Genomic DNA, 19,334 nt, shown 5'->3' with positions numbered 1-19,334 from the left:
TTGCGGAAACCGCTCTGACCCATCCCTCTTGATTCCCCGCAAGGAGGACCTCCCCATGAGTCCTGCAGTTTTCCGAGGCGGTGGGCGCCGGCTCGCCCCGGCGCGGGCCGCCGCGCTCACCCTCGCCCTGCTCGGTCTGCTCGCGGCCTACCTGGTCGCCACCGTCCGCGCGGCCGACGCGGCCGAGGTCGTCGTCTCGCAGGGCAAGCCCACGACCGCGTCCTCCGTCGAGTGGGCGGGCACCCCCGCCGCCGCGGCCACCGACGGCAACACCGGCACCCGCTGGTCCAGCGCCTTCGCGCCGGCCCAGTGGCTGCAGGTCGACCTGGGCGCGCCGACCGCGGTCAGCAGCATCAAGCTGAACTGGGAGGCCGCGTACGCGACGGCGTTCACGGTGCAGTTCTCCGGCGACGGCGCCACCTTCACCAACGCCACCGGCACGCTGCGCGGCAACGTCGGCGAGCAGACCGTCACGGTGGCCGGCACCGCCCGCTACGTCCGGCTCAACCTGACCGAGCGGGCCCTGGCCATCTACGGCTACTCGCTGTGGGAGTTCCAGGTGTTCGCGGGCGGCGGCACACCGACCACGCCGCCGACCGGCCCGACCACACCGCCGCCGTCGGGCGCCGCGACGCTGCTGTCCTACAACAAGCCGGGCACGGCGTCGAGCGAGCAGAACGACGTCAACTGCAACCCGTGCACCGCCGGCAAGGCGTTCGACCTGGACCCGGCCACCCGCTGGGCGACCAGCTCCACCACCGGCTGGGTCGACCCCGGCTGGATCTCCGTCGACCTCGGCGCGACCGCCCAGATCAGCCGGGTGGAGCTGCAGTGGGACCCGGCGTACGCGACGTCGTACCGGATCCAGGTCTCGGCCAACGGGAGCAGCTGGACCGACATCTACTCGACCACCACCGGCAAGGGCTTCAAGGAGGTCCTGAACGTCACCGGCAGCGGCCGCTACGTGCGGATGTACGGCACCGCCCGGGCCACCCCGTACGGCTACTCGCTCTACGACTTCAACGTCTACGGCACCGGCGGCGCCCCCACCGCCCCGCCGGCCCCGCCCGCCGACCCCGTCTTCCCGGCCACCCGGCTGGTCTTCAACGACGAGTTCAACGACCCGGCCGGCACCCGGCCCAGCACGGCGAAGTGGACCTACGACCCGGGCGTCCCGCAGAACGGCGAGCTCCAGTACTACACCGAGAACAGCAACAACGCGCAGATGAACGGCCAGGGCCAGCTGGTCATCGAGGCTCGCAAGGAAGCCGTCAACGGCCGCGACTACACCTCGGCGCGGATGAACACCGGCGGCAAGTTCACCACCCAGTACGGCCGGGTCGAGGCCCGGATCAAGGTGCCGAAGGGCAACGGGCTGTGGCCGGCGTTCTGGATGATGGGCGCCGACTTCCTCACCGGGCGGCCGTGGCCGTACAACGGCGAGGTCGACATCATGGAGGTCCTCGGCCGCAACACCGGCGAGGCGTACTCCACGCTGCACGCCCCGCAGTACAACGGCGCCGGCGGCTACGGCCAGAAGTACGCCACCGTGGACCTGTCGCAGGACTTCCACGTCTGGGCGGCCGAGTGGGACAGCAAGGGCATCCGGTTCCTGCTCGACGGCAACCAGGTCTTCTACGCCAGCAAGGCCACCGTCGAGGCCACCCGTGGGCCGTGGATCTTCGACCACCCGTTCTACATCATCCTCAACCTGGCCGTCGGGGGCGACTTCCCCGGCCCGATCGACGCGTCCACCCCGTTCCCGGCCCGGATGCTCGTCGACTACGTCCGCGTCTACAAGTGAGGACACCCATGCGCAAGCGAAGTCTGTCCATCGCGGCCGCGGTCGCGACCATCCTCACCGGGTACGTGGCCATCGCCCAGAACGCCGCCAGCGCCGCCGACGGGCTGCTCTCGGCGAACCGGCCGGCCACGGCCTCCTCCACCGAGTCCGCCGCCTTCCCCGCCGCCAACGCCGTCGACGGCAACCCGGGCACCCGCTGGTCCAGCGCCTTCAGCGACCCGCAATGGCTGCAGGTCGACCTGGGCGGGGCCGCCACGCTGTCATCGGTGGTGCTGGCCTGGGAGACCGCGTACTCGCGGACCTTCTCCCTCCAGGTCTCCGCCGACGGCAGCTCCTGGACCACCGTCAAGGCCGACGTCGCCGGCACCGGCGGGCGCCAGAACGTCGCCGTCAGCGGCTCCGGCCGCTACGTCCGCATGCTGTCCACCGCCCGCGCCACCCAGTGGGGCGTGTCCCTGACCGAGTTCGAGGTGTACGGCAGCGGCGGCGGCACCGCGCCCCCGCCGACCATCCCGCCCGGGGCCGTGCGGGTGGCCGAGTTCCTGGCCGACTGCCCGTTCAGCCACCGGCTGCCCGACGACCCGATCGTCTTCCCGAAGATGCCGGGCGCCTCGCACATGCACAGCTTCTTCGGCAGCACGGTCACCAACGGCAACTCGACCGTCGACGACCTGGTCAACGCGAACAGCAACTGCAACCCGTCGATCGACAAGTCGTCGTACTGGATCCCGACCTTCTACAACAACAACGTGCCGGTGGAGCCGACCACGGGCATCTTCTACTACCTGGGCGAGGGGGTCAGCGACGCGCTGATCGCGCAGACCCGCCCGCTGCCCTTCGGCCTGCGGATCGTGGCGGGCAACGCCAAGGCCACCGGGCCGGACGACAACACCATCTCGCGCTGGTCCTGCCTGCACGCCGGGGACGCCGGCTCGTCGCACGACTTCGTGACCTGCCCGGCCGGCTCGATGCTGGAGTCGTACCTGGACTTCCCGCACTGCTGGGACGGGGTCAACCTGGACTCGCCCGACCACAAGAGCCACATGGCGTACCCGGTCGGCAACGCCTGCCCGGCCAGCCACCCGGTGGTGGTGCCGAAGCTGCGCCAGGTCATGCGCTACCCGGTGAACGGCAGCACGGCCGGCTTCCGGCTCGCGTCCGGCCCCGGATACACGATGCACGGCGACTTCTTCAACGCCTGGCCGGTGGACGAGATGGCCCGCCGGGTCAACGACTGCATCCGGGTCATCGTCAAGTGCGGCACGAACGGACGGCCCTGAGATGACGCCGCGGGCCACCCGACTCCGCCCGCCGAGAAAGCGCTCTCAGGCAGAAATCGCCTGGTGCTATAACAGACGCCATGACTACCCGGCCCGCCCGCGGAGGGCAGCACCCGACGATGGACCAGGTCGCCGAGGCGGCCGGGGTCTCGCGGGCGACCGTGTCCCGGGTGATCAACGGCGCGCCCAGCGTCGACGCGAAGATCCGCGAGATCGTCCAGCGCGCGATCGCCGACACCGGCTACGTGCCCAACGTGGCGGCCCGCTCGCTGGTGACCCGCAAGTCCAACTCCGTGGCCCTGGTGATCTCCGAGCCGGACCGGCCGTACGACACCTCGTTCCTCAACCGGGTCTTCACCGACCCGTACTTCGGCCGGGTCACCGCCGGCGCCACCGGCGCGCTGCGCCCGCACGACATCCACCTGGTGATCATCCCGACCGACTCGACGGACCACCACCACGTCATCCGCTACCTGCGCCAGGGCCACGTGGACGGGGTGCTGCTGATCAGCAGCCACGAGGCCGACCCGCTCCCCCGCCAGCTGCACGAGCTCGGCATCCCGGCGGTGATCTCGGCCCGGCCCGCGTCCCCGCTGGCCGCCAGCTTCGTCGACGTCGACCAGCGCCTGGGCGCCCGGCTGGCGGCCGAGCACCTGCTCGGCCGCGGCTGCCGGCGGCTGGCCACCATCAGCGGGCCGCTGGACATCCCGTCCGGCTCGGACCGCCTCGACGGTTTCCGGTCGTACCTGGCCGGCCGCGGCATCCCCGACGTGCCGGCGGTCGAGGGCGACTTCACCCGGCACGGCGGCGAGGAGTGCGCGCGCCGGCTGCTCACCGCGCATCCCGACATCGACGGGCTGTTCGTGGCCAGCGACCTGATGGCCGAGGGCGCGCTGCGGGCCGTGCAGGACCTGGGCCGGCGGGTGCCCGACGACCTGGCGGTGGTCGGCTTCGACGACAGCAGCGCCGCGCTCGACTGCCGGCCGCTGCTGACCACGATCCGCCAGCCGGTCGAGGAGATGGCCGCCGAGATGGCCGAGGTGCTGATGGCCCACATCGCCGCCCCGGGCCGGCTGCCCCGCTCGGTGACCTTCCAGCCCACCCTGGTGGTCCGCGAGTCCGCCTGAGCCCGCGGGACGCCGGCTGGTCCCCATCGGACATCATGACGCCGTGGGAGACCTCCTGATCAATCTGCTGGCCAGCGTCATCGCCGGTACGGCGGTCTGGCTCGCCGGCTTCCTGCTGCGCCGGCGCCGCCTCGCCCGCGAGCGCGCCTTCTTCGGGCTCACCGAGGGGGCGAGCTGCCTGCTGGTGGCGTCCCGGCACGCGTCCTCCCCGAGCGAGAACAGCGTCCACCGCCGCGACGTCGCCGCGCTGGTGGAGCTGGCCACCATCGCCCGGGAATGCGGCGCCCGGGCCGACCGGGTCGGCGAGGCCGAGCCGGCCGGCGAGATCGGCCGGCTGACCGAGTTCTGCGTCGGCGGCCCCGGCGTGGCCAACCCCCGCAGCGCCGTCCACCTGCGCACCATCCTGCGCGGCGTGACCTTCGCCGACTACGACCCCGCCGCCGCCCGGCTCGCCTTCACGGTCGGCGGGACCGAGTACGCGCGCAGCCCGGACACCACCTACGTGCTGCTCGCGCGGTTCTGGGGGCCCACCCGCGGCCGCCCGGTCTTCCTGCTGGGCGGCCTCACCGCGGGGGCGAACCTGGCCGCCGCCCGGTACCTCGCGAGCCGGCACCGGGCGCTGGACCGGCAGTACGGCGCCGACCGGCCGTTCGCGCTGGTGCTGCGGATCGTCGAGCCGGCCGCCTACGGCACCGACTTCACCGAGCTGGCCGCGGACGTGACCGACGTCGCGTTCGCGCCGGCGCCGCAGCCGGCGGGGTAGAACAGAGGCATGGACATTCTCGTCGCCGGCGGCCACGGCCAGGTCGCCCTCCGCCTGCTCCGGCTGCTCGCCGCGCACGGCCACACCGCCCGCGGCCTCATCCGTTCCCCCGCCCAGGCGGCCGAGCTGCGGGCGGTCGGAGCGGTCCCGGTGATCGGCGACCTGGAGCACGACGAGAGCCTGGACGCGTACGTGCGGGGCGCCGACGCCGTGGTCTTCGCGGCCGGCGCCGGGCCGGGCAGCGGTCCCGCGCGCAAGCGGACGGTCGACCTGGGCGGGGCGGTCAAGCTCGCCGACGCGGCCCGCGACACCGGGGTACGCCGGTACGTCATGGTCTCCTCGATCGGGGCGGACCGCCCGGACGCGGCCGGCGAGAGCATGCGCGCCTACCTGCGGGCCAAGGCCGAGGCCGACGACTACGTCCGGGCCGCCGGGCTGGACCACACGATCGTGCGGCCGGGCTCGCTGACCGACGACCCCGGCACCGGCCTGGTCCGGGTGTCGGCCGAGCCGGGCGGGCGGGGCCCGGTGCCGCGCGACGACGTGGCCGCGGTGCTGGCCGCCGTGCTGACCACGCCGGCCACCATCGGCCGGACGTTCGAGCTGTTCGCCGGCGACACCGCGATCCCCGAGGCGCTGGCCGCGCTCTGATCCGGCTCAGGCCGTCAGCAGCGCCCGGCGTTCGCGCTGCAGGGCGGTCCAGTGGGCGTGGACCGCCTCGGTGCGCCGGGCGATCTCCTGCCGAGCCCCGGCGACCAGGGCGGCCGAGCCGTCCGTGGACCGGATCGCCTGGTTGATCTGGTCCCGGATGATCATGTTGGAGAAGAACAGCTGCGAGAAGCCGGTCGGCGCCACGATCGCCCTCGGCACGGCGCCCAGCGGCCGGGCCAGCTGAACGTCGGTCAGCTCGGTGTGCAGCACCGCCAGGCAGCGGTCGGCGTGCGCCGCCGCCCAGGCCACGCCGTCGAGCCAGTGCGGCCGGCCCACCGTCAGCGCCCCGCCGAGCAGGTTGTCGGCGCTCTGGCGGCCCGAGGCCAGCTGCAGCTGGCGCCGCACCTCGCCCAGCGCGCTCAGCGCGGCCTCCGCCGCCGCCCCGGCCTCGTGCAGCTCGCGCAGCTCCGCCTCGGCCCGGCCGCGCTCCTCGGCCACCGCCAGCAGCCGGCCCAGCTGCGGCCCGCCGGCCGCGCGCAGGTGGCGCTCCTTGTCGTCGATCGCCGCCGCGAACCGGACCGGCAGATCCGCCAGGTCGCCGAGCCGGGCCTCGACGGCGGCCCGTTCCGCCTGGATCGCGGCCAGCCGGCTCTCCCCCTCGGCCAGCCGGTACCGGGCCGCGTCGGCCTCCGCCCGCTCGCGGGACAGCTCCTCGGACCGCGCCCCGCGCAACGCGACCAGCACCCGGGACAACGAGAGGCTCTCCAGCCGCTCGACGTCGCGCAGCTCGCCCGCCCAGCCGCGCCGCAGCTCGGCCACGGCGGCCGTCTGCCCGGCGAGCCGCCGGTCCAGCTCGGCGCGGCGCTCGCGGAGCAGCTCGGCCTCGCGGGCCAGCCCGGCCAGGGCGGCGAGGCGGGTTTCGATGTCGTCGGTCACGCCCTTGATTCGAGCAGACCGGGGCAAGCAAACGCGCGGGGGGACACCCGGGCCGCCGGAGGGGCAGTAGCCTGCCAAGAATGGGGACAACGGGGGACACACTGGCGGCCGGCGACGAGGCGATGACCGAGGCCGCGTTCCGCACCGGGGACTACACGGCGGCCGAGCGGACCTTCCAGGAGCTGCTGACCCGGGCGCGGGCCGACGGCGACCGGGCGCTGGAGGCCGCCGTGCTGGACCGGCAGGCGATGCTCATGCACTTCCGGGCGCTCGAGGGCGACCTCGCCGAGGCCGACAGCGACGGCGAGGAAGCGCTCTTCCAGCAGGCCCTGGAGATCCGCCGCAACCTCGGCGACCCGGCCGGCACGGCCGCGTCGCTGTTCGGCGTGGGCCTGGTCCACCAGGTGCTGCGCCAGGACTGGACCGCCGCGATGCCGTACTACTGGGAGGCCCTGGAGCTGGCCGAGAAGCACGGCGACCTGCTGCTGCGCTCCGAGGTGCACCGCCACGTCGGTTTCTACTATGCGATGTCGGATTTGCAGTCGGACAAGGCGCTGGAACACCTGCGCATCTCGCACGAGCTGCGGGTCGAGCTCGGCGACCCGCGCTGGATCCCGGGCGGCACGGTGGCGCTGGGCATCGCCGAGCTCGCCGACGGCCGGCGGGAACAGGGCCTGGCCCACGTCCGCGAGGCGGTCGCCCAGGCGCGGGAGGCCGGCCTCAGCGCCTCGCGTACCGGCTGGATGGCGCAGTTCCTCGAGAAGGCGGAGGCGGGACAATCGACACCCTGACAGCGGCCTGGGCCCTCGCCGCCCAGGACAGCGGCCTGGCCGTCGTGGCCACCCTGCGGGCCGACGCGACCATCCAGTCCTCCCTGGTCAACACCGGGATCGTCGACCATCCGGCGACCGGCGGGCCGGTGCTGGCCTTCGTCACGTACGGCCGGGTGAAGCTGGCCAACCTGCGGGTCCGGCCCCAGGTGACGACGACCTTCCGCACCGGCTGGCGGTGGGCGGCGGTCGAGGGCCGCGCCGAGCTGGCCGGCCCGGACGACCCACGGTCCTGGCTGGACGCCGAGGGCCTGCGGCTGCTGCTGCGCGGCATCTTCACCGCGGCGGGCGGCTCGCACGACGACTGGGCGGAGTACGACCGGGTGATGGCGGAGCAGCGGCGCACCGCGGTGCTGATCACCCCGGACCGGATCTACGGCAGCTGACCGTCAGCGCCAGAAATCCGCCAGGGCCGCCGCCCGGGCGGCGCCGACGACCCGGCCGGCGCGGGCGGCCGGCGCCCGGGTCGCCGGCGACAGCGGGTTGACGCCGAAGGCCTCGACCGAGGGCTGGTCCGCGCCGATCACGAAGCCCCGGCCGGGGGCGAGCGCGGCGAGCTCGTCGTCGAGGCTGCCGGCCGGCTGCGGCGCGCCGGGCGGGGCGGGCGTGACGATCAGCACCCGGTCGGCGCCCGCTGCGAGATCGGCGTTGGTGCCCGAGCGCACGCCCCCGTCGAGGTAGCGGCGGTCGCCGATGGTGACCGGCGGCCAGACCCCGGGCACCGCGCAGCTCGCCGCCACCGCGTCCACCAGCGCCACGCCGGAGTCACGGGTGAAGACGGTCAGCTCCCCGGTCAGCGCGTCGACCGCCGGGATCAGCAGCGGGCGCTCCGGCCACTGCTTGCGCGGCAGCCGGGCGTCGATCGCGGCCAGCCGTACGGGCTCGGCGACGGTCGGCGCGCCCAGCGCGAACGCGCCCACCCTGCGGCCGGCCTCGGCGGCCCCGGTGGCGCCGGCCAGCACCGCGGCGAAGTCGGCCCAGAGCTGCTCCAGGTCCACGTCGACCTCGATCTCGGCGGTCTCCGGGCGCAGCTGGGCGGCGTACAGGTCGTCGAGCGGGACGCCGCTGGTGATCTGGGCGGCGACCGACGAGCCGGCCGACGTGCCGACCACCAGCTCCGCGGCCAGGATCCGGGCGGCCAGGTCCGGGTCGGCATCCGCGAGACCGCGCAGCACGCCCAGTTCCCACGCGATGCCGGCCACGCCGCCCCCGGCGAGCACGAGTGCGTTCGTCACGATCCGAGTCAACCATGCGCGGGCGCCGCCGGGGGGCCCGCTCACCGCGCCGGCAGCTGCCTGGTCATCTGCTGGGCCAGCAGCTCGTAGCCGAGCCGCTCGTAGAGGCGGCGGGCGCCGAGGTTCATGCCGTGCACGTTGAGGCCCATCCGGTGCACGCCGCGGCGTACCAGCTCCGCCTCGACCGCGGCGATGGCCGCGCGGCCGTGGCCCCGGCCGCGGAACGGCAGGTCGATCTCGATGTTGTGCAGCCACCCCAGGCCCGGCCGCGGCGGCGCGGGCGGGCCGGCCCACACCCACCCCACCGGTACGCCCTCGGCCACCACCGTGCGCAGCAGCATCCCCTCGGTCCGCAGCCCCTCCGGCAGCAGCTCGGCGCGTTTGCGGGCGGCCCGGCTCTCGGCCTCGCCGTGCCACAGCCCCTGCTCCTGGACGAGGTCCTGGGCGTAGTCGGCGAACAGCGCTGCGATGCGGCGCTCGTAGTCGAGCATCGGCGCCAGCTCGATCCCGGGCGCCGGGGCCACCTCGGTGAGCACGCGGGCCCGCTGCTGCGCGGTCAACTCGTAGCCGAGCCGGTCGTAGAGGCGCCGGGCGGTGTCGTTGTCGCCGAAGACGTTCAAGCCGATCCGGCGGACGCCGCGCGAGGCCAGCTCCGCCTCCGCCGCGGTGATGATTGCGGCGGCGTACCCCCGGCGCCGGAACGGCGGGTCGACCTCGACGTCGCTGATCCAGGCCGAGTCGGGCCGGGTCGTGCCGGGCAGCGAGACCCAGATCCAGCCGACCTCCGCGCCGCCGACCAGGGCCTTGCGCATGAACTGACCGCGGGTCCGCGGGCCGCGGGGCAGTTGCTCGGCGACGTCCCGCGCGGCCTCGGCCGCCGCCTCGGCCTCGGTGAGCCCGCGCGGCGCGGCGATCGCCCGGGCGTAGCTCGCGATCATCGGCGCCCGGCGGCGCGCGAAGTCGCCCCGGTCCATCTCCACCAGAGTCAGCGGCATGGGCCGACCCTTTCACGTCACCCGGCCCACGGGCAGTACGGTGAACCGCATGCTGATCAGCTGCGGATGCCCGGTGTCCGGGGTGTGGGCGGATCCCCTGTCGTTGACCGGCTTCGCGATGCGCGCCGAGGAGCTGGGCTACCACGGCCTGTGGTCGTTCCAGCGGTTGCTCGTCGGCGACGAGCAGGACCTGGCCCCGGTCTACCGCAGCGTGCTCGACCCGCTGCTGGCGCTGACCTACGCCGCCGCCCGCACGACGCAGATCCGGCTGGGCGTCGCCGTGATCAACCTGCCGTACCTGTCCCCCACCTACCTGGCCAAGCAGGCGAGCACCCTGGACGTGCTCTCCGGCGGCCGCTTCGACCTGGGGCTGGGCACCGGCTGGTCCGAGGTGGAGTTCGCCGCGACGGGCTCGGATCCGCACCCGCGCGGCCGCCGCACCGAGGAGTACCTGCGCGTGCTGCGCACCCTGTTCCGGGGCGAGCCCGCCGCCTTCGACGGCGAGTTCTACACCGTGCCGCCGAGCGTCATGGCGCCCGCGCCGGTGCAGCCGGACGGTCCGCCGATCTTGCTGGGCGGCACCGCGGAGGTGGCGCTGCGCCGGGCCGGGCGGATCGCCGAGGGCTGGGTCAGCAGCAGCCGGGCCAGCCTGGAGGAGATCGCCCGGGGCGCGCAGATCGTGCGCCGCGCCGCCGAGGAGGCGGGCCGGGACCCGGACGCGATCCGCATCGTCGTGCGCGGGGTGGTCCGGGCCGGCCTGCGCGACGAGGCCGTGCCGCTGTCCGGCACCTGGGACCAGATCCGGGCCGGCGCCGAGCGGTACGCCCGGGCCGGCGTCACCGAGCTGTTCTACGACCTGAACTGGGACCCGTTCATCGGCTCCCCGGACGCCGACCCGCGGGCGGCCGGGGAGCGGGCCGAGGAGATCCTCTCCGCCCTGGCCCCGATCGGCTGACCTCCCGGATCCGTGTCAACCGGCGGAGACGTCCCCCCGGGGGCCGGCCCGGCCGGGCAACCTGGGCTCGTGCCGCACCACACGGCCCGTACCCAGGGAGAGTCATGAACCGCCGTCGCCTGCTCGTCATCCTCGCGGCCGCCTGTTTCGCCTTGACCGGATGCGGGGTGCTGGACCAGGCGTCGCCCGGCGCCGCCGCCCCGGCCCCGGCCCCGACCCCCTCGGCGAGCGCCGGGCCCACCTCCGGCAGCGGGCTCGGCGACTCGGTGCGGGACGCGGGCGACATCCCGGACCCGTGCACGCTGCTCAGCGAGGCCCGGGTGACCGAGCTGACCGGCCGCGACGTCACCCGGATCGACCAGGACGGGCAGCAGGCCGGCGACACCACGCGGTTCTGCCAGTGGCAGCAGGCCGGCGGGCAGCTCGCGGTGTTCCTCAGCCGGACGACCGACTCGGACTTCACCTCGCAGATCGCCGGCGCGTCCCGGGTGGACGGTGTGGGCGAGGACGCCTTCCAGCTCGCCGGGCACCTCTACGTGCTCTACGGCACCGTCCAGATCGACGTCTACAGCCGGGGTGACAGCGACGAGGAGAACCTGGCCCAGGCGAAGGCGGTCACCCGAGCGGTCATGGCGAAGATCTGAGCACCGGTACGGCGCGCCGGGGTGTCCGGCGCGCCGTACCGCGGTGCTACTCGAACGGCGTGAGGGTGATGCCGATCGCCGCCGGGTCGCCGCTGTGCACCAGCGACTCCTGGTTGGCCACGTCGTCGAAGGCGAACGCGTACGCCTTGCCGTCGACCATCTGCTCGTGGATCACCTTGGCGTACTCGTTGGTCAGGTCGTTGCGGTAGAACGTCGAGGGGTCCGTGCTCGGCTCGACGGCCCGGGTGCCCAGCGTGGAGCGCTGCAGCGCCGCGCACAGGCTGCGCGCGATCGGGCCGACGACCAGGTCGTTCGGGGCGGCCAGGTGGCCGTCGCAGCCCCACACGTGCGCCGTGGTGGGCTTGGTGAACGCCGCCACCCGGGCGCCGGTGGCGTCGGTGAAGGTCATGACGTCGCCGCTGGTCCGGCCCCGGAAGACCTGGCCGGGCTGGTCGGCGAACGGCTGCACGGTCAGGTCGGCGCCGGCGTACGCGGCCCACGCCCGGTCGATGTACGGCGCCAGGTAGTCCGGGTCGAAGCTGCCGCCGTCGGCGCCCTTGCCGGGTGACAGCACCCGCAGCACGGTGCCGTCGTCGCGGGTCCGCACGAGGCCGCGGAACGACGCGTTGGCCTTCATGGCCTCGATGACGGCATCGCGCCCGCCGGCCTCGAGCTCGCCGGTCCGGGCGGTCCGGCCGTCCGTGCCGGTGACCGTGACGGCGTGCGGCACGGCGAACATGTCGACCTGGGAGCTGTTGAGCCAGATCCCGGAGTCGTTGTAGGTGAACTCGCTCCAGTCGAACAGGATGTCGCTGTTCGGGTCGCCGGCCGCCCACGGCGCGGGCTGCACCAGGCCGCCGTCCTGGCTGATCCTGAAGTCGAGCTTGTCGCCGAAGGACAGGTACATCCGGCCGGAGAGGCCCTTCGGCACGGAGATCGTCTTGCTGGCGCCGTTGCCGGGGCCGTCGATCGAGACGTCCGGCGCCGGGGCGGGCGGGTTGGCCCCGCCGGTCCAGGGGCTGAACGCGCCGGCCTCGGTGACGTAACCGAGCTTGCCGCCGCTGACGCCCAGCACGTAGAGGTGGGTGGCCTCGCCCCGGCCGGAGTTGTTGGTGACGGTGAGCGGCAGCAGCTCCGGGCCGGTGGCGGCCTGGGCTGTGGGGATCACCGCGATGGCGGCGGGTACGGCGAGTGCGGCCACGGCCAGTCCGAGCAGAGTTCCGCGATGAAGTCGCATGAGCACCTAACGGTCGGCCCCCGGGTGGCACCGGCCCGGGCGGAAGACGTCCGCGCGGGAGGGATCCGGCGCCGGCCGGGCCGCTTCGGGGGCGGACAGGGGAAGGGGGGTGCGCCCCGGCCGTTACGCTCCGCTATCACTGAGAGCGCTCTCACGAGCTTGGACCGGGTCGCCGAGGATGTCAACCGATGACGAACGCCGATGTCCCGGCCCGTTAGCACACCCCGGGTGGGTCTTCTCCTCGGGCCATCGCCCCAGCTCAGCATCCATGGTCGACACTTTTCGAAAATGCCGCCGGCTGCGTTATCCTGCTGAGCCGATGACTACTCCCAGCTCCCCGCCGCCCGCCGTCTATCACTCGCGGTCGCGGGTCACCCGGAACCGGCTCGCGCTCGCCGCGGCCGGGCTGGCCCTCGTCCTGCTCGGCTATCTGGTCGGCCGGCTGCAGGGCGGCTCGGACACCCCGGCCGCCGCCGCGGCGCCGCCGGCGGCCTCGGCCGCAGCCTCCGCCCCGGTGGCGCCGTCGGCCGAGGCGCCCGCCGAGCCGTCCCCCGCGCCGACCACCCCGGCGCCCGGCGGCCCGGACGCGTACTCGGTGATCCAGGCCGAGGCGGCCTCCGGCCAGCAGGGCACCCAGTTCCAGGAGACCGAGGACACCGGCGGCGGGCAGAACGTCGGCTGGATCGGCCACGGCGACTGGCTGCGCTTCGACGACGTCGAGTTCGGCGACCAGCCGGCCACCGAGTTCGCCGCCCGGGTGGCCTCCGACGTGGACGGCGGCGGCCGCGTCGAGGTGCGCCTGGACAGCCCGGGCAACGCCCCGGCCGCGACGCTCGAGGTCGAGGACACGGGCGGCTGGCAGGAGTGGGAGTCCCGGACCGCCGACCTCAAGCCCACCACCGGCCGGCACACGGTCTTCCTCACCTTCGCCCGGGACGGCGGCGAGGAGTTCGTCAACCTCAACTACTTCGCGTTCGCCCGTTAGGCCAGCCGGAAGTCGGCGAAGTCGAAACCGGGCGAGACCACGCAGCTCACCAGCGCCGGCTCGGATCCGGCCGGGTACGCGCTCTGCCACACCCCGGCCGGCACCAGCGCCTGCGGACTGTCGGCGGTGAGCACCACCACCTCGCCGCCCGCGGCCGGCGCGTCGCCCGAGCCGCCGTACCGCAGCTCCAGCGAGCCGGAGTGCAGGAACCACAGCTCGTCGGAGGCGACCACGTGCCACGCGGAGGACTCGCCGGGCTGGAGCAGGAAGTAGATGCCGGTGGCGGCGGCGCGCGGGCCCGCGTACCCCTCGGGCCGGAAGGTGACCGCGGACCGGAAGGTCTCGCGGTACCAGCCGCCCTCGGGGTGGGGTCGCAGATCGAGCTTCTCGGCCAGCGGCGGTCGCGTCGTCATGCCACCATCCTCGCGCGTCGCCGAATTCGAACAGGTGTGCGAAGATGGCGCGGTGTCCGACCAGGCGACCATCCTGCACGCCGACCTCGACTCGTTCTACGCGTCGGTGGAGCAGCGCGACGACCCCGCCCTGCGGGGCCGCCCGGTGCTGGTCGGCGGGGGCGTCGTGCTGGCGGCGAGCTACGAGGCCAAGGCGTACGGGGTGCGCACGCCGATGGGCATCGCCCAGGCCCGCGCGCTGTGCCCGCAGGCGCTGATCGTCCCGCCCCGGATGAAGGCGTACTCGGCGGCCAGCAAGGCGGTGTTCGAGGTCTTCCGCGACACCACCCCGATCGTCGAGGGCATCTCCATCGACGAGGCGTTCCTGGAGGTCGGCGGGCTGCACCGGATCAGCGGCGCCCCGGCCGCCATCGCCGCCCGGCTGCGGGCCGAGGTGCGCGGCCGGGTCGGCCTGCCCATCACCGTCGGCGTGGCCCGCACGAAGTTCCTGGCCAAGGTGGCCAGCGCGGTCGGCAAACCGGACGGCCTGCTGGTGGTGCCGCCCGGCGAGGAGCTGGCCTTCCTGCACCCGCTGCCCATCGAACGCCTCTGGGGCGTGGGCCCGGTCACCGCCGGCAAGCTGCGCGAGCACCGCATCCTGACCGTCGGGCACGTGGCCCGCCTGGGCGAGGCCGCGCTGGTCAGCATCATCGGCGCGCACGCCGGCCGGCACCTGCACGCCCTCGCCCACAACCGCGACCCCCGCCGCGTCCGCACGGGTCACCGCCGCGGCTCGATCGGCTCGCAGTGCGCCCTGGGCCGCCGGCCGCGCCCGTTCACGGAGATCGACGCGACCCTGGCCGCGCTGGTCGACCGGGTGACCCGGCGGATGCGCTCGGCGCACCGGGCCGGGCGCACGGTCACCCTGCGGCTGCGCTTCGGCGACTTCACCCGGGCCACCCGCTCGCGCAGCCTGCTCAAGGCGACGATGCAGACGGCCGCGATCCTGCGGACGGCCCGGCAGCTGCTGGCCGAGGCCCGGCCGCTGATCGACGAGCGCGGCCTGACCCTGGTCGGGGTGGCGGTGGGCAACCTCGACAGCGACGGATCGGTGCAGCTGGAGCTGCCGTTCGAGGTGCCGGTGGAGGACGGCCTGGACACCGCGCTGGACGCGGTGCGCGACCGGTTCGGCTCGTCGTCGGTCACCCGGGCCGCGTCGCTGGGCCGGGACCTCGGCCCGTCCGTGCCGATCCTGCCGGACTGATCCCACCCGCGGCGCAACCCCGGCACGGTCCCGGCCCGGGCCCGACCGCCGGCGGGCTCACCCGGCGAGGTCGGCGGCCGCGGCGGGACGGGCCGCCCGCCGGCTGCGGAGGCGGTGCCCCAAAGCGACCAGGCCGAATCCGGCGGCGTAGATCACGGCGTTGACGACCAGGTACGACCACGGCGCGACGTCGGCGTCCGCCGGGAAGGCCGAGGTGTCGCCGGCCGTCCAGGCCCGGAGCAGTTGCAGGCTCTGGAAGGTGAAGACGAACGAGTGCACCGCGATGAAGGCGAGATAGGCCGCCGTCCGGCGGCGGACGGCGAAGCCGAGCGGCAACGTGTCGGTGCAGCGCGGCATCGCCCCGGGGCTGCCCGCCCACCAGGATCTGGAGGCCGCGGTCGGCGCGCTCGCCGACACCGTCGCCGACCTGCGCCGGCTGGCGCACGGGGTACGCCCCAGCCGGCTCGAGGACGGGCTGGCCGCGGCGCTGCGGGCGCTGGCCGCCGACGGCCCGGTGCCGGTGGCGGTGACGGTTCCCGAGGTGGACCCGGTGTCGTGGTGCAGCGACGCCAGGCCGGCCTGCGGATCGCCGTGTCCGACAACGGTGTCGGCGGCGCCCGTCCCGGCTTCGGGCTGACCTCGGTCCGGGACCGGGTCCTGTCGATCGGCGGCGCCCTCACCGTGCACAGCCCGGCCGGTGGCGGCACGACCATCGCCGCCGGCTTGACCCTGGCCGAGCGGACCGTCGAGACGCACATGCGCAGCATCATGCAGAAGCTCCGGGTGCCGGACACCGGCGACAGCCACCGGCGGGTGCTGGCCGTGCTGGCCTACCTCAGCCCGCCGAAAGTCCGAGCTGGGCGCGACCGGTCGGGCTGAGCTCGGCCACGGTCGGGCGGCCCACCCAGTTCACCTCGTAGTCCTCGGCGGCGAAGTCGCTCGGGCTCGTCCCGCGCCGGAACGCCTCGCCGCACGCGGCCGCGTACGCCGCGTTCTTCTCGCACCACGGGCTGGCCGGGATGTACATGACGTTGCCCCATCCCTGCTGGTCCCGCACCGCGCCGACCGAGTGGATCATGTCGCCGTGCCACCAGACGGTGTCGCCCGGCGCCACCGCCGGGATCGGGGTCAGCGCCGGCATCAGCGCCGGGTGCCACCGCTCGCTGATCGGCAGGGCCTGCCCGTTGGCCGCGCCGCACAGGTCGTCGTCGGCCACGTCGTCCTGCAACGCGCGCAGCAGCAGGTAGGCCATCGCCGACGGGATCGGCACGACGTGCAGCACGCCCTCGGTCGGCGCCATGTCGGACAGCGCGGTCCAGCCCTGGAACGTGCGGAACGCCGAGCACATCACGGTCGACTCGAACTCGTGCACCTCGGTGCGGTACGCGCCGTCCCACGGGTCGTACGCCTGCGGGTCGCCGGCGAAGACGTGCCGGAAGACCCGCTGGTAGGCCGGGAGCAGCCAGCGCTCGATGGAGCCGGAGTCGGTGTGCGCGGAGAGCCCGGCGGAGTCGGTGCCGGGCTCGCGGCGGCGGACGCGGTCCGGGTACGCGGTGTCGCGCGCCGGGTCGAACCACACCCGGCCCTCGGACTCGTGCTTCCAGAACGAGTTGAGGAAGCCGCGGACGGCCACCATGTTCTGGTCCTGGCGGGCCTCCATCTGGGGGCGGGACCAGTAGATCGGGAAGATCGACGGCTTGCCCGCGGCGAGCCCGCCGAAGATGCCGTCGTCGACGTAACGGTAGGTGCCGGCGAAGTCGTTGCGGTCCAGGTACGACACCAGTTCGGCGTCCCAGCCCTCGGCGCGGTCACGGCCGAAGGTGCCCTTGACCACGGCACAGCCGCGACGCCGTACCGCCTCGACCAGGTCCGCCGGCACCGTGCCGGCGGCGATGTCGGCGAACCGGACCACCGGCCAGATCTCCTCCCCGCGCTCGCGCTGGGCGACGATCTCGGCGACCTCGGCCCGGACGGCGGCCTCGGCCTGCGCGAAGGCGGCGGCGTAGTCGCCGATCTGCTTGCGCAGCGCGGCCTTGGTCTCGCGGATGGCGGCGGGGATGTCTGCCGGGGCGGTGGTCATCGCTGTCTCCCACAATATTGAAGAGGCGAACTTTGATTAGGTGACCTAACTAGAAGCTTGTCCTAATGTAGGAGACCGAGCGGGAAGATCACAAGGGGTGACGGTGAACGAGGGCCCGCGGGCACTACCGCAGACCGTGCTGCGCGCGGCCACCGACCGGCGCCTGCTCGACGAGACGATCCGCCAGGGCCGCACCACCCGGGCCGAGCTGGCCGACGTGACCGGCTACTCCCGGCCCACCGTCTCCGAGGCGGTCCGGCGGCTGGTCGAGGGCGGCCTGCTGGACGCCACCGGCCTGAAGGAGACCGGCCGGCGCGGCCGGATCGGCACGTTCTACGAGCTGGGCGCGCGGGCCGGCTGGGTGCTCGCCCTCGAACTGGACCAGTCCGGCGTCCGGGCCCGCGCCGCCGACCTGGCCGGCCGCACCCTCGACGAGCACCGCCGCCCGGCCGGCGCGCCCGGCGACGTGGCCGCCCTGGTGGCCAACGTGCGCGCCGCCGTCGGCGCCTTCCCCGACGGTCCCGGCCCGCTGCGCGCGGTCGGCATCTCGATCGCGAACCCGGTGCACCCGGTCACCCACGAGGTCGTCCCGCTGGCCGGCACGCCGTTCCCCGAGGGCCTGATCAGCCCCCGGGAGATGATCGGCGACCTGGTGCCGGCCCCGATCCTGGTCGACAACGACGTCAACCTGGCCGCGCTGGCCGAGCACCGCGCGGGCCGGGCGGCCGGCGAGGCCAGCTTCGCGTACGTCTACGTGGGCGCCGGTCTCGGCGTCGGCCTGTCCATCGGCGACCAGCTCATCCGCGGCGCCCACGGCCTCGCCGGCGAGATCGGCTACCTGCCCGGGGCGGCCGCCCCGACGCTGGCCGGCGATCTGGCCGCCGGCGGCCTGGGCCGCTCGGACGCCCCGTCCAACGACGTGGCGGCGGCGCTGGAGCTGCTCGACCGGGCCGACGAATCGGCGCTGCGGGTGCTCGCCGCGGCGGTGGCGCGGGCGATCGTCTCGGTGGCGGCGGTGGCCGACCCCGCCCTGGTGCTGCTGGGCGGGCCGGTCGGAACGCACCCGGCGCTGCTGCCCCGGGTGCGCGCGGCGATCTCCTTCCCGGGGCCGACCCGGGTCGAGCACGGCACGCTGGGCACGGAGGCGGCGCTGCACGGGGCGCTGCACCTGGCCCTCGACCACGCCCTCGCGGCGGCGGTCGCCGTCTGAGATCACCCCGCCGAGGCGTGACCTGGACGGCGGCGCCGGCGGGCCGTGCGGCAGACTGCTGGGCGTGCGGAAGATCTACGTCATCGGGATCGGCGCGGGCGACCCGGACCACCTGACCCTGCAGGCAGCCAAGGCGATCGGCCGGACCGACGTGTTCTTCCTGCTCGACAAGGGCGAGGCCAAGGAGAGCATGATCGAGCTGCGGCGCCGGATCATGAAGGCGTACGCCCGCCCCGGCCGGCGCGTCGCCGAGGGCCGCGACCCGGACCGGGACCGCACCCCGGACGACTACCAGGGCACCATCGCGGACTGGCGGCACCGCCGCTCCGCGGTGACCGAGGCGCTGATCAGCGAACACCTGCTCGACGACGAGACCGGCGCGTTCCTGGTCTGGGGCGACCCGTCCCTGTACGACTCGACGATCAGCATCCTCGACGAGATCCTGGCCCGCGGCGAGACCACGTTCACCTACGAGGTGATCCCCGGCATCAGCAGCGTCTCGACGCTGGCCGCGCGGCACAAGATCGGGCTCAACCGGATCGGCCGCCCGTTCCAGGTGACCACGGGCCGGCGGCTGGCCGAGGAGTGGCCGGCGGACGTCGACGACGTCGTGGTGATGCTGGACGCCCGGCAGGCGTTCGGGGCGGTCGACGCGCAGGACGTGGACATCTACTGGGGCGCGTACCTCGGCACGCCGGACGAGCTGCTGGTGTCCGGGCCGCTGGCCGAGGTGAGCGACGAGATCCGGCGGGTCCGGGCGGAGGCCCGCGAGCGGCACGGGTGGATCATGGACACGTACCTGCTGCGCCGCCGCGACGCCGGTTAGGGCGGACCGGCCGGATTCGAACCGGCGTCCTCCCGGTGTTGGAGACCGGGCGCGACGACCTCTGCGCTACGGCCCGGCCCTCGGCGAGCAGGGCCGTGACCGCCCGGACCACCGGCGGCG

General features: G+C 74.5%; 22 protein-coding genes and 1 tRNA gene. 15 read left to right on the top strand and 8 right to left on the bottom strand.

The genetic code is table 11. From position 1 onward, the window contains the following. Window positions 1-55 precede the first annotated feature (55 nt). The 5 genes from Ani05nite_RS06620 (at window position 56) to Ani05nite_RS06600 (ending at window position 5,625) form a co-directional block, all read left to right on the top strand. Complete coding sequence (locus Ani05nite_RS06620; protein ID WP_203766028.1) at window positions 56-1,804, top strand: discoidin domain-containing protein; 1,749 nt, start codon at window positions 56-58, stop codon at window positions 1,802-1,804. An 8-nt stretch (window positions 1,805-1,812) separates the two neighbouring features. Further along, window positions 1,813-3,084, top strand: coding sequence for a DUF1996 domain-containing protein (locus tag Ani05nite_RS06615; RefSeq protein ID WP_239129404.1), 1,272 nt, complete (start codon window positions 1,813-1,815; stop codon window positions 3,082-3,084). Between the two features lie 80 nt (window positions 3,085-3,164). Further along, entirely contained in the window at window positions 3,165-4,211 is a 1,047-nt protein-coding gene (locus Ani05nite_RS06610; protein ID WP_239129401.1) for a LacI family DNA-binding transcriptional regulator, read from the top strand. 43 nt (window positions 4,212-4,254) lie between these two features. After that, window positions 4,255-4,974 (top strand): hypothetical protein, encoded by a 720-nt coding sequence (locus Ani05nite_RS06605; protein ID WP_203766026.1) that lies wholly within the window; start codon window positions 4,255-4,257, stop codon window positions 4,972-4,974. 9 nt (window positions 4,975-4,983) lie between these two features. Beyond that, entirely contained in the window at window positions 4,984-5,625 is a 642-nt protein-coding gene (locus Ani05nite_RS06600; RefSeq protein ID WP_203766024.1) for an SDR family oxidoreductase, read from the top strand. A gap of 6 nt (window positions 5,626-5,631) precedes the next feature. Here Ani05nite_RS06600 and Ani05nite_RS06595 read toward each other — a convergent pair whose 3' ends face one another. Then, entirely contained in the window at window positions 5,632-6,561 is a 930-nt protein-coding gene (locus Ani05nite_RS06595) for a hypothetical protein (protein WP_203766022.1), read from the bottom strand. 80 nt (window positions 6,562-6,641) lie between these two features. Here Ani05nite_RS06595 and Ani05nite_RS06590 point away from each other — a divergent pair, with 80 nt between their 5' ends. Both Ani05nite_RS06590 and Ani05nite_RS06585 read left to right on the top strand, forming a co-directional pair. Beyond that, on the top strand, window positions 6,642-7,352 hold the full coding sequence (locus Ani05nite_RS06590; protein WP_203766020.1) for a tetratricopeptide repeat protein: 711 nt from the start codon (window positions 6,642-6,644) through the stop codon (window positions 7,350-7,352). Further along, on the top strand, window positions 7,301-7,777 hold the full coding sequence (locus tag Ani05nite_RS06585) for a TIGR03618 family F420-dependent PPOX class oxidoreductase (RefSeq protein ID WP_307836694.1): 477 nt from the start codon (window positions 7,301-7,303) through the stop codon (window positions 7,775-7,777). Before Ani05nite_RS06590 ends, Ani05nite_RS06585 begins: the two co-directional genes overlap by 52 nt. Before the next feature lie 3 nt (window positions 7,778-7,780). On the opposite strand, the gene Ani05nite_RS06580 is transcribed toward Ani05nite_RS06585, so the two are convergent. Both Ani05nite_RS06580 and Ani05nite_RS06575 read right to left on the bottom strand, forming a co-directional pair. Next, entirely contained in the window at window positions 7,781-8,626 is an 846-nt protein-coding gene (locus Ani05nite_RS06580) for a patatin-like phospholipase family protein (protein ID WP_203766018.1), read from the bottom strand. 41 nt (window positions 8,627-8,667) lie between these two features. Then, entirely contained in the window at window positions 8,668-9,621 is a 954-nt protein-coding gene (locus tag Ani05nite_RS06575; protein ID WP_203766016.1) for a GNAT family N-acetyltransferase, read from the bottom strand. 49 nt (window positions 9,622-9,670) lie between these two features. Between Ani05nite_RS06575 and Ani05nite_RS06570 the strand changes: the two genes are divergently transcribed. Further along, window positions 9,671-10,576 carry a TIGR03619 family F420-dependent LLM class oxidoreductase gene (locus Ani05nite_RS06570; protein ID WP_203766014.1) on the top strand — a complete coding sequence of 302 codons (906 nt, stop codon included), beginning with the start codon at window positions 9,671-9,673 and terminating at the stop codon, window positions 10,574-10,576. A 104-nt stretch (window positions 10,577-10,680) separates the two neighbouring features. Further along, window positions 10,681-11,220 carry a DUF3558 family protein gene (locus Ani05nite_RS06565; RefSeq protein WP_203766013.1) on the top strand — a complete coding sequence of 180 codons (540 nt, stop codon included), beginning with the start codon at window positions 10,681-10,683 and terminating at the stop codon, window positions 11,218-11,220. A 46-nt stretch (window positions 11,221-11,266) separates the two neighbouring features. Here Ani05nite_RS06565 and Ani05nite_RS06560 read toward each other — a convergent pair whose 3' ends face one another. Beyond that, window positions 11,267-12,457: a beta-1,3-glucanase family protein gene (locus tag Ani05nite_RS06560; protein ID WP_203766012.1), complete on the bottom strand. Its 1,191-nt coding sequence runs from the start codon at window positions 12,455-12,457 to the stop codon at window positions 11,267-11,269. Window positions 12,458-12,776: 319 nt separating this feature from the next. Between Ani05nite_RS06560 and Ani05nite_RS06555 the strand changes: the two genes are divergently transcribed. Next, complete coding sequence (locus Ani05nite_RS06555) at window positions 12,777-13,442, top strand: carbohydrate-binding protein (RefSeq protein WP_203766011.1); 666 nt, start codon at window positions 12,777-12,779, stop codon at window positions 13,440-13,442. On the opposite strand, the gene Ani05nite_RS06550 is transcribed toward Ani05nite_RS06555, so the two are convergent. Continuing rightward, the gene (locus Ani05nite_RS06550) at window positions 13,439-13,855 is read right to left on the bottom strand and encodes a cupin domain-containing protein (protein WP_203766010.1); all 417 of its coding nucleotides are present in this window, start codon (window positions 13,853-13,855) and stop codon (window positions 13,439-13,441) included. The two genes, Ani05nite_RS06555 and Ani05nite_RS06550, sit on opposite strands and share 4 nt — an antisense overlap. Before the next feature lie 52 nt (window positions 13,856-13,907). On the opposite strand from Ani05nite_RS06550, the gene dinB reads away from it, so the two are divergent. After that, window positions 13,908-15,098, top strand: a complete 1,191-nt coding sequence (gene dinB, locus Ani05nite_RS06545; protein WP_203766009.1) for a DNA polymerase IV — start codon at window positions 13,908-13,910, stop codon at window positions 15,096-15,098. Window positions 15,099-15,155: 57 nt separating this feature from the next. On the opposite strand, the gene Ani05nite_RS06540 is transcribed toward dinB, so the two are convergent. Continuing rightward, on the bottom strand, window positions 15,156-15,455 hold the full coding sequence (locus Ani05nite_RS06540; RefSeq protein ID WP_203766008.1) for a hypothetical protein: 300 nt from the start codon (window positions 15,453-15,455) through the stop codon (window positions 15,156-15,158). Between Ani05nite_RS06540 and Ani05nite_RS06535 the strand changes: the two genes are divergently transcribed. Both Ani05nite_RS06535 and Ani05nite_RS06530 read left to right on the top strand, forming a co-directional pair. Continuing rightward, window positions 15,436-15,735 carry a hypothetical protein gene (locus Ani05nite_RS06535; protein ID WP_203766007.1) on the top strand — a complete coding sequence of 100 codons (300 nt, stop codon included), beginning with the start codon at window positions 15,436-15,438 and terminating at the stop codon, window positions 15,733-15,735. The genes Ani05nite_RS06540 and Ani05nite_RS06535 overlap by 20 nt on opposite strands. After that, window positions 15,654-15,977, top strand: a complete 324-nt coding sequence (locus tag Ani05nite_RS06530; RefSeq protein ID WP_203766005.1) for a LuxR C-terminal-related transcriptional regulator — start codon at window positions 15,654-15,656, stop codon at window positions 15,975-15,977. The genes Ani05nite_RS06535 and Ani05nite_RS06530 overlap by 82 nt, the downstream gene beginning before the upstream one ends. On the opposite strand, the gene Ani05nite_RS06525 is transcribed toward Ani05nite_RS06530, so the two are convergent. Beyond that, entirely contained in the window at window positions 15,934-17,178 is a 1,245-nt protein-coding gene (locus Ani05nite_RS06525) for a YbiU family protein (RefSeq protein ID WP_203766002.1), read from the bottom strand. The two genes, Ani05nite_RS06530 and Ani05nite_RS06525, sit on opposite strands and share 44 nt — an antisense overlap. 103 nt (window positions 17,179-17,281) lie before the next feature. On the opposite strand from Ani05nite_RS06525, the gene Ani05nite_RS06520 reads away from it, so the two are divergent. Together Ani05nite_RS06520 and cobF are read left to right on the top strand one after the other, a co-directional pair. Next, entirely contained in the window at window positions 17,282-18,388 is a 1,107-nt protein-coding gene (locus Ani05nite_RS06520) for an ROK family transcriptional regulator (RefSeq protein WP_203766000.1), read from the top strand. A 64-nt stretch (window positions 18,389-18,452) separates the two neighbouring features. After that, complete coding sequence (gene cobF, locus Ani05nite_RS06515) at window positions 18,453-19,214, top strand: precorrin-6A synthase (deacetylating) (RefSeq protein WP_203765998.1); 762 nt, start codon at window positions 18,453-18,455, stop codon at window positions 19,212-19,214. A gap of 1 nt (window position 19,215) precedes the next feature. Here cobF and Ani05nite_RS06510 read toward each other — a convergent pair. Then, window positions 19,216-19,290, bottom strand: a tRNA-Trp gene (locus Ani05nite_RS06510). Window positions 19,291-19,334 lie beyond the last annotated feature (44 nt).

The sequence above is a fragment of the Actinoplanes nipponensis genome (genome assembly GCF_016862275.1).
Taxonomy (GTDB): Bacteria; Actinomycetota; Actinomycetes; order Mycobacteriales; family Micromonosporaceae; genus Actinoplanes; species Actinoplanes nipponensis.
Note: the sequence above shows the minus strand (reverse complement) of the source record. Positions and strands in the feature narration are given on the sequence as shown.

Bases quoted from the DNA above. Each gene is read 5' to 3' on its own strand.
- Ani05nite_RS06620 (WP_203766028.1), top strand. From the start codon at position 56: ATGAGTCCTGCAGTTTTCCGAGGCGGTGGGCGCCGGCTCGCCCCGGCG.
- Ani05nite_RS06615 (WP_239129404.1), top strand. From the start codon at position 1,813: ATGCGCAAGCGAAGTCTGTCCATCGCGGCCGCGGTCGCGACCATCCTC.
- Ani05nite_RS06610 (WP_239129401.1), top strand. From the start codon at position 3,165: ATGACTACCCGGCCCGCCCGCGGAGGGCAGCACCCGACGATGGACCAG.
- Ani05nite_RS06600 (WP_203766024.1), top strand. From the start codon at position 4,984: ATGGACATTCTCGTCGCCGGCGGCCACGGCCAGGTCGCCCTCCGCCTG.
- Ani05nite_RS06590 (WP_203766020.1), top strand. From the start codon at position 6,642: ATGGGGACAACGGGGGACACACTGGCGGCCGGCGACGAGGCGATGACC.
- Ani05nite_RS06575 (WP_203766016.1), bottom strand. From the start codon at position 9,621: ATGCCGCTGACTCTGGTGGAGATGGACCGGGGCGACTTCGCGCGCCGC.
- Ani05nite_RS06570 (WP_203766014.1), top strand. From the start codon at position 9,671: ATGCTGATCAGCTGCGGATGCCCGGTGTCCGGGGTGTGGGCGGATCCC.
- Ani05nite_RS06565 (WP_203766013.1), top strand. From the start codon at position 10,681: ATGAACCGCCGTCGCCTGCTCGTCATCCTCGCGGCCGCCTGTTTCGCC.
- Ani05nite_RS06560 (WP_203766012.1), bottom strand. From the start codon at position 12,457: ATGCGACTTCATCGCGGAACTCTGCTCGGACTGGCCGTGGCCGCACTC.
- Ani05nite_RS06555 (WP_203766011.1), top strand. From the start codon at position 12,777: ATGACTACTCCCAGCTCCCCGCCGCCCGCCGTCTATCACTCGCGGTCG.
- Ani05nite_RS06550 (WP_203766010.1), bottom strand. From the start codon at position 13,855: ATGACGACGCGACCGCCGCTGGCCGAGAAGCTCGATCTGCGACCCCAC.
- Ani05nite_RS06540 (WP_203766008.1), bottom strand. From the start codon at position 15,455: ATGCCGCGCTGCACCGACACGTTGCCGCTCGGCTTCGCCGTCCGCCGC.
- Ani05nite_RS06525 (WP_203766002.1), bottom strand. From the start codon at position 17,178: ATGACCACCGCCCCGGCAGACATCCCCGCCGCCATCCGCGAGACCAAG.